Source organism: Rhizobacter sp. P1_G5 (genome assembly GCF_056405435.1).
The window spans coordinates 1-6,667 of the sequence record NZ_JBFUCB010000326.1 but is presented as its reverse complement, the minus strand read 5'-3'; the positions used below and the strand labels follow the sequence as shown (position 1 = coordinate 6,667).

Genomic DNA, 6,667 nt, shown 5'->3' with positions numbered 1-6,667 from the left:
TGCTACCTGTTAAGTATCGATTACGATACTTTCATGGGTGATTTCTCGGTCAATCTGGTGGTGCTGGGGCAGTCCTTGCAGGAGATGCGCAAGCAGCGCGGCCTGCGGCTGGTCGACGTGGCCCACATCGCCGGCATTCCCCGCCTGAAGGTGATCCACGTCGAAGCCGGCCGACCAGGTGTCGCCGCTTCGTCCTATGCACGGGTCGCAGCGGCACTCGGAGCCCAACTGCAGGTGGCGCCCGCCCGGCGACCGACGCTGGACGAGATCAGCGCCCTGTTGAAAGACGGCGATGAGTGAATCGCCCACCAAGGTGCTGGTTCACACACCGTAAGGTCTGTCCGGCATCTTGCAGCGCGATGGCAGCTACCTGTTCTCTTTCGCACCCGATGCCACGCCCGAGTCGGCGCCAGCGCTCGGCATGCCGTTGCGCGCCCGGCCGTACGAGTTCCCGTCGCTGCATCCGATCTTCCAGATGAACATGCCGGAAGGCTTCGTGCTGGAGCAACTGCGCAATCGACTCGCGAAGACCACCGGACTCGATCCGCTGCTGCTGCTGACGGTGATCGGGTCGCAGGCACCCATCGGCCGGTTGCGCTTCACGCTCGAAGGGCAGGCCGGGAACGAAGCGCCTGTGCGAGGCGAGTCCCTCGCTGAACTGCTCGCACACGGCGGCTCACGGGAACTCTTCGCCCGCCTCGTCGACAGCTACCTGATGCGCACCGGGTTGAGCGGCGTGCAGCCCAAGGTGCTCGTCCCCGAGCGCGTCAGCGACGACATGCGGCCCACGCCCAAGGCATCGCTGCCCACCTCAGAACTCATCGTCAAGTCAGGCCTCGGCGAATTCCCGGGCCTCGCGATCAACGAGTTCATCTGCATGAGCATCGTGAAGCAGGCCGGCGTGCCGGTGCCCGAGTTCCACCTGTCCGACGACGGCGAGCTGTTCGTGATGCGCCGCTTCGACCGGCCGCCCGACGGACGCGTCCTCGGCTTCGAGGACATGCTGGCCCTGGCCGGCCGCGCCGCCGACCAGAAGTACGTCGGCAGCTACGAACTCGTGCTGAGGCTGCTGCACCTGTACTGCTCACCCGAGCAACTRCCCGCCGCGCGCGAGCAGCTGTTCGACATGGTGGTGCTGTCGTGCATCCTCGGCAACGGCGACGCGCACATGAAGAACTTCGGCGTGCTGTACGACAGCCTGAGCGGCGCGGTGCGCATGGCACCGGCCTACGACATCGTCTGCACGCGGCTCTACATTGCCGACGACAACCTGGCGTTGAACCTGGAGGGCAACCGCAGCTTCTTCGCGGCACGGCTGGGCTTGCTGGACTTCGGCCTGCGGTGTGACATGCCTAAGGCCCGGATCGTCGAGCGCACCATTCAGCTGTGCGAGCTGACCTTCGCAACGCTGGCATCGCTGGACAGGGTGGCCCGGCGCCTGCCCGGGTTGCGAGAACTCATCGCGCAGCAGACGCAGACCTGGCTCGACACCTTCAAGCGCTTGCAGCAGGCCTGACCATCGATCTCACGCGGCAGCGCGCATCCACCCCACGATCCCCTCGATCACCCGCTCCCGATCCGCCTCCGCGGTGAACGTGTGATCCGTGCCCTCGTGGTACTCCAGCTGCAGCCGGTCCCCGAACGGCACGTCGGGGAACGCGTCGATCAGTTGCTCGCGGTAGTTGTGATGGTCTTCGCGTTCCGCCGTCAGCACCGCCAGGAACCGGTTGCCCGAACGGTGTGCCGCCGCATAGGCGTTCGACAGGAAGGCCTTGGCCTCCGGCGAATCCAGGTCGGCACGCGGCCCCTCTTCCGGCACCTCCGCATGACCCGCCCCGCCCATGCGCTGTCCCAGCGCATGCCACAGCGGATGCTTGCCCCGCGCGATGTTCATCCAGCTGCTCAGCCGCGTCGCGCGCCGCGCATAGTGGTTCAGGTAGTAGCGCGGCGTGTGCGGGATCGACGGGTCCAGCAACACCAGCCCCGTCACCCGCGGATCCCGCCCCGCGTACACCACCGCATGGTCCGCGCCCGAGCACAGGCCGACCAGCACGAAGCGCTTGAAGCCGCGCACTGATTCCAATGTGTCGAGCGCGTCCTTGATGTCGGCCAGGCTCGCCTCCAGCAGCCCGAGCCCGTCGTCGCGCGGTTCGCTGTCGCCGATGCCCGAGAGGTCGAACCGCACCGCGTCGAAGCCCTGCCCCGACAGCCGCCGGCACAGCTGCACCGTCATCCGGTTCGCGCCGACGCGGTGGATGATCCCCGAGTTCAGCACCACCACCGCCGGCCGGCCGGGCGCCGTCGCCGCACCCTCCGCCGCCGGCGTCACGATGCCCACCAGCGCCTTGCGCGGACCCATCAGAAGCACCTGCTCGTTCACCATCAGCTCCACCACTGCGCAACGCGCTGCAACACCTTCACCGGCACCGCGCCGGCCCCCGAATGGTGGTCCTCCAGCCAGGCGGGCTGGCCCTCGACCTGTTCGACCGGCAATGACCCGACCGCCTCGCCTGCCACCGATCGAACCACCAGCGTGCGCGCCGGCAACTCCGCCGCTGGCAGCACCAGCCCGCGCAGCTCGGCCGCCATCGCCTCGCTCAGCGCAAAGCCCATCACCTCATGACCGCCACCGTGCTCCGGCTTGCGGGCAGGCGCTGCGGCCAGCAACTCCTTCAGGTACCCCTCGCCCGACACCACCGGATCCCACAGCACCAGGCTGTCGACGTCCTTGCGCCGCCGCGCCGCCACGGCCGCGGCCAGCGTGCCGCCCAGCCGCAGCCCCACCAGCCCGATACGTGCTGCATCGGTCGTGTCCTTCAGCTCGTCGATCGCCGTCTCGATGTCGGCCTGCCAGCCGGCCAGGCTCGCGTCCAGCATCTCGCCGGCCGAGTCGCCGGTGCCGAACCAGTCGAAGCGCAGCACGTGCACGCCGGCCTGGTTCAGCAGCGTCGCGAGCTGCTTCATCGCACGGTGGGCGCGCAGGTACTCCTGGCCCCACGGCGGGCACAGCAGCACGGCCCGCGTGCCGCTGCCGGCCGCCGACGCCCGCGCCGGGCTGTACACGCCGAACAGCCGCCGTTGCCGGGTGCCGAAGAAGAATGGGTTCATGGGCTGGGCAAGTGATCGGAAAAATCAGCAGAGACATGCGCGGCGCCCGCAGCCGCGATCTGGCGAAGGTTCTGGAAGAAGAGCACGCGCGGATCCATGCGCCAGCCGGTGCGCTGCTCCACCGCCACCGCGACACGCAGCGACAGCAGCGAATGCCCGCCCAGCTCGAAGAAGTTGTCCTCGGCGCCGACCCGCTCGATCTGCAGCGTCTGCTGCCACACATCGGCCAGCAGCCGCTCCAGCCCCGGTGCCGGCGGCTCGTACGCGGCCACCGGCGCGACGTTCTTGAACGGGTCCGGCAGCGACGCGCGGTCAACCTTGCCGTTCGGCGTCAGCGGGATCGCGTCGAGCGCGACCACCAGCGACGGCACCATGTAGTCCGGCAGCTCGCGCCGCAGGTGGCGCCGCACCTCGCTGACGGTCAGGTCCTCGCCGGGCTGGTACACGACGTAGGCCACCAGCCGCAGGTCGCCCGGCCCCGCCTCGCGCGCGATCACCACCGATTGCCGCACTGCCTCGTGCCCCGCGAGCACCGATTCGATCTCGCCCAGCTCGATGCGGAAGCCACGGATCTTCACCTGGTGGTCGATGCGCCCCAGGTGCTCCAGCCGCCCCTGCGCCGTCCAGCGGCCGAGGTCGCCGGTGCGGTAGAGCCGCGCACCCGGCTGGGTCGAGAAGCGATCGGCGATGAAGCGATCCGCCGTCAGCTCCGGCCGGCGGTGGTAGCCGGTCGCGACACCCGCGCCGCCGATCCACAGCTCGCCCGGGATGCCGGCCGGCTGCAACTCGCCGGCACGGCTCAGCACATGCACCTGCGTGTTGTCGATCGGCCGGCCGATCGTGACCGGCGCACCGCCGCCGATCACGCGCTCCGCGGTCGACCACACCGTCGTCTCGGTCGGCCCGTACAGGTTCCACAGTTCGCCGACACGCGCCAGCAGCGCATCGGCCAGCTCGCGCGGCAGCCCCTCGCCGCCGCACAGCGCGCGGAAGTTGGGCCCGCCGGTCCAGCCGGCTTCCAGCAGCAGGCGCCACGTGGCCGGCGTCGCCTGCAGCACCGTCGCGCCGCTGGCCGCCAGCGCCGCCGACAGCGCAATGCCGTCGGCCGCCGTCTCGCGCGAGCACAGCTCGACGCGCGCGCCCACCAGCCACGGCAGGTACAACTCCAACCCGGCGATGTCGAACGAGACGGTCGTCACGGCAGCCAGCACGTCACCGGCCGCCAGCCCCGGCTCGCGCCGCATCGAATGCAGGAAGTTCGCGAGCGCGCCGTGCGGCACCACCACGCCCTTCGGCCGGCCGGTGGAGCCGGAGGTGTAGATCACGTAGGCCGGGTCGTCCGGCGCCGGCGCGCCTGCGAGGTTGTCCTCGCTGCCAGCGCCCAGCGCGACCRCATCGGCCAGCACGTCCAGCAATTGCACGCCGGGCGGCAGCGCGATGCCGTCGGCCGCATCGCCGCCGGCCACCAGCACGCGCGCGCCGCTGTCCTCCAGCATGTAGGCGAGCCGCTCGGCCGGGAAGCCGGGGTCCAGCGGCACGTAGGCGCCGCCGGCCTTCTGCACGCCGAGCAGCGCCACGACCAGCGCCAGCGAGCGCTGCAGGCACACGCCGACCAGCTGCCCCGGGCCGACGCCCATCGCGCGCAGCCGGTTGGCGACGCGGTTCGCGCGCGCATTCAGCGCCGCGTAGGTGAGCGAGGCGCCCTCGTAGCGCACCGCCTCGGCCTCGGGGCTGCGCGCGACCTGGGCCTCGAACAGGCGTGGGTAGACATCATTGGCATGCGCGGCGGCGGTGCCGTTCATCTCGACCCGCAGCCAGCGCTGCTCGTCGGCGGTGAGCATCGGCAGCTTCGCGAGCATCGTGGCGGGTGCTTCCACCAGCGATTCGAGCAGCATCCGGTAGTGCCCCGCCATGCGCCGGATCGTCGGCTCGTCGTACAGCTCGGTCGAGTACTCGAACAGCACGCTGCCGCTGACGGCCGCCTCGATGTACAGCCCCAGCTCGAACGGCGCCGCGGCGCGGTCGATCGCGACCGGCTCCCATTGCAGCCCGGGGAACTCGATGCCGGTCATCGGCGCGTTCTGCAGCGTGAACAGCACCTGGGCAAGCGGCGGCAGTGCCGGGCCGCGCATCGGCCGCAGTTCCTCGACCAGCTTCGCGAACGGCAACTCCTGGTGCGCATACGCCTCCAGCGCGGTCGTGCGCACGTTCGCCAGCAACTCGCTGAACGCGGTGTCGTCGCCACACGTGCTGCGCAGCACCAGCGTGTTGATGAAGCCGCCGACCAGCCCTTCCACCTCGCGCTGCTCGCGGTTGGCGATCGGCACCGCCACCGCGATGTCGGCCTGCCCGCTGTAGCGGTGCAGCAGCGTCACGTACGCGGCGAACAGCGTCATGAACAGCGTGCAGCCATGCGCGCGGCTGAAGGCCTCGAGCGATTCGATCAGCGCGGGGGGCAGCACGTCGGCATGCCAGGCGGCGCGGTCCGACAGGATCGTCGGCCGCGGGTGGTCGGTCGGCAGCAGCAACGGCGCCACGCCGTCGAGCTGGCGGCGCCAGTAGCCGAGTTGCGTTTCCAGCAGCTCGCCCTGGAAGCGCTCGCGCTGCCACACCGCCACGTCGCGGTACTGCACCGCGAGCGGCTGCCACGTGGGCGCCGCGCCGCGGCGGAACGCCGCATAGGCCTCGGCCAGCTCGCGGCCCAGCACGCCGTACGACCACTGGTCGCCAGCGATGTGGTGCATCGCGAGCAGCAGCAGGTGCTCGTCGTCGGCGACCTGGACCAGCAGCGTGCGGAAGACCGGCCCGCGGCTCAGGTCGAAGTAGGCGCGCGCGGTGTCGGTGGCCAGCGCGATCGCGGCCTCCTCGGCCTGCCGGCCCTGCGCGCGCAGGTCGTGGAAGGGCAGCGCGAACGGCTGGTGCCCCTCCACTGCCCGCACCGTCTGCATCGGCCGGCCGTCGATCATCGCGAAGGTGGTGCGCAGCGTCTCGTGGCGCTGCACCAGCGCGTCGAGCGCACGCTCCAGCGCGGCGCGATCGAGCACGCCGTGCAGGCGCAGCGCGACCGGCATGTTGTAGGCCGAGCTGTCCGGCGCCAGCTCGTGCAGCAGCCACATGCGCTCCTGCGCGAACGACAGCGGGCTCGGGCCGTCGCTGGCCAGCCGCGTGATCGCCGCGCTCGCTGCGGCCGGTGCGCGGCCCGCCTCGATCGCCCGCGCCAGCTCGTGCAGCACCGGGTGCTCGAACACCGCACGCAGCACGAAGCCGCGGTCCAGCGCCTGGCGGATGCGCGCCGTCACCTGGGTCGCGAGCAGCGAGTGGCCGCCGAGCTCGAAGAAGTTGTCGTGGCGGCCGACCTCGTGTCCCCCATCACCCAGGCCCAGCACGTCGCGCCAGATCGCCGCCAGGCCCTGCTCGGTCTCGCCCTGCGGCGGCTCGACGCGCCGCGCGGCCGTCGCAGCCAGCCCTGCCGGCGCCGGCAGGGCCTGGCGGTCGACCTTGCCGTTGCCCGTCAGCGGCAGCGTCGGCAGCACGACGAMTGCGGCCGGCACCATGTAGT

5 protein-coding genes are annotated in these 6,667 nt (G+C 70.9%); 2 read left to right on the top strand and 3 right to left on the bottom strand.

Features of this window, described 5'->3' with window-relative positions:
- Positions 1-300 (top strand): helix-turn-helix domain-containing protein (locus AC1D12_RS20620; protein ID WP_477842522.1); only part of this gene is annotated, 300 nt, incomplete at its 5' end.
- Between the two features lie 49 nt (positions 301-349).
- Positions 350-1,516, top strand: coding sequence for a type II toxin-antitoxin system HipA family toxin (locus tag AC1D12_RS20615; RefSeq protein WP_477825920.1), 1,167 nt, complete (start codon positions 350-352; stop codon positions 1,514-1,516).
- A gap of 9 nt (positions 1,517-1,525) precedes the next feature.
- Here the strand turns inward: AC1D12_RS20615 and AC1D12_RS20610 are convergent, their stop codons facing one another.
- The 3 genes from AC1D12_RS20610 to AC1D12_RS20600 all read right to left on the bottom strand — a co-directional run.
- Positions 1,526-2,359, bottom strand: a complete 834-nt coding sequence (locus tag AC1D12_RS20610; RefSeq protein WP_477825919.1) for an alpha/beta fold hydrolase — start codon at positions 2,357-2,359, stop codon at positions 1,526-1,528.
- Between the two features lie 23 nt (positions 2,360-2,382).
- On the bottom strand, positions 2,383-3,108 hold the full coding sequence (locus AC1D12_RS20605; RefSeq protein WP_477825918.1) for an alpha/beta fold hydrolase: 726 nt from the start codon (positions 3,106-3,108) through the stop codon (positions 2,383-2,385).
- On the bottom strand, positions 3,105-6,667 hold a 3,563-nt coding region (locus tag AC1D12_RS20600), incomplete at its 5' end, for an amino acid adenylation domain-containing protein (RefSeq protein ID WP_477842521.1). The genes AC1D12_RS20605 and AC1D12_RS20600, both read right to left, overlap by 4 nt.

What these genes read in the sequence shown, in the direction of transcription:
- AC1D12_RS20610 (WP_477825919.1), bottom strand. Translation starts at nt 2,359, where the DNA reads ATGGGTCCGCGCAAGGCGCTGGTGGGCATCGTGACGCCGGCGGCGGAG.
- AC1D12_RS20605 (WP_477825918.1), bottom strand. Translation starts at nt 3,108, where the DNA reads ATGAACCCATTCTTCTTCGGCACCCGGCAACGGCGGCTGTTCGGCGTG.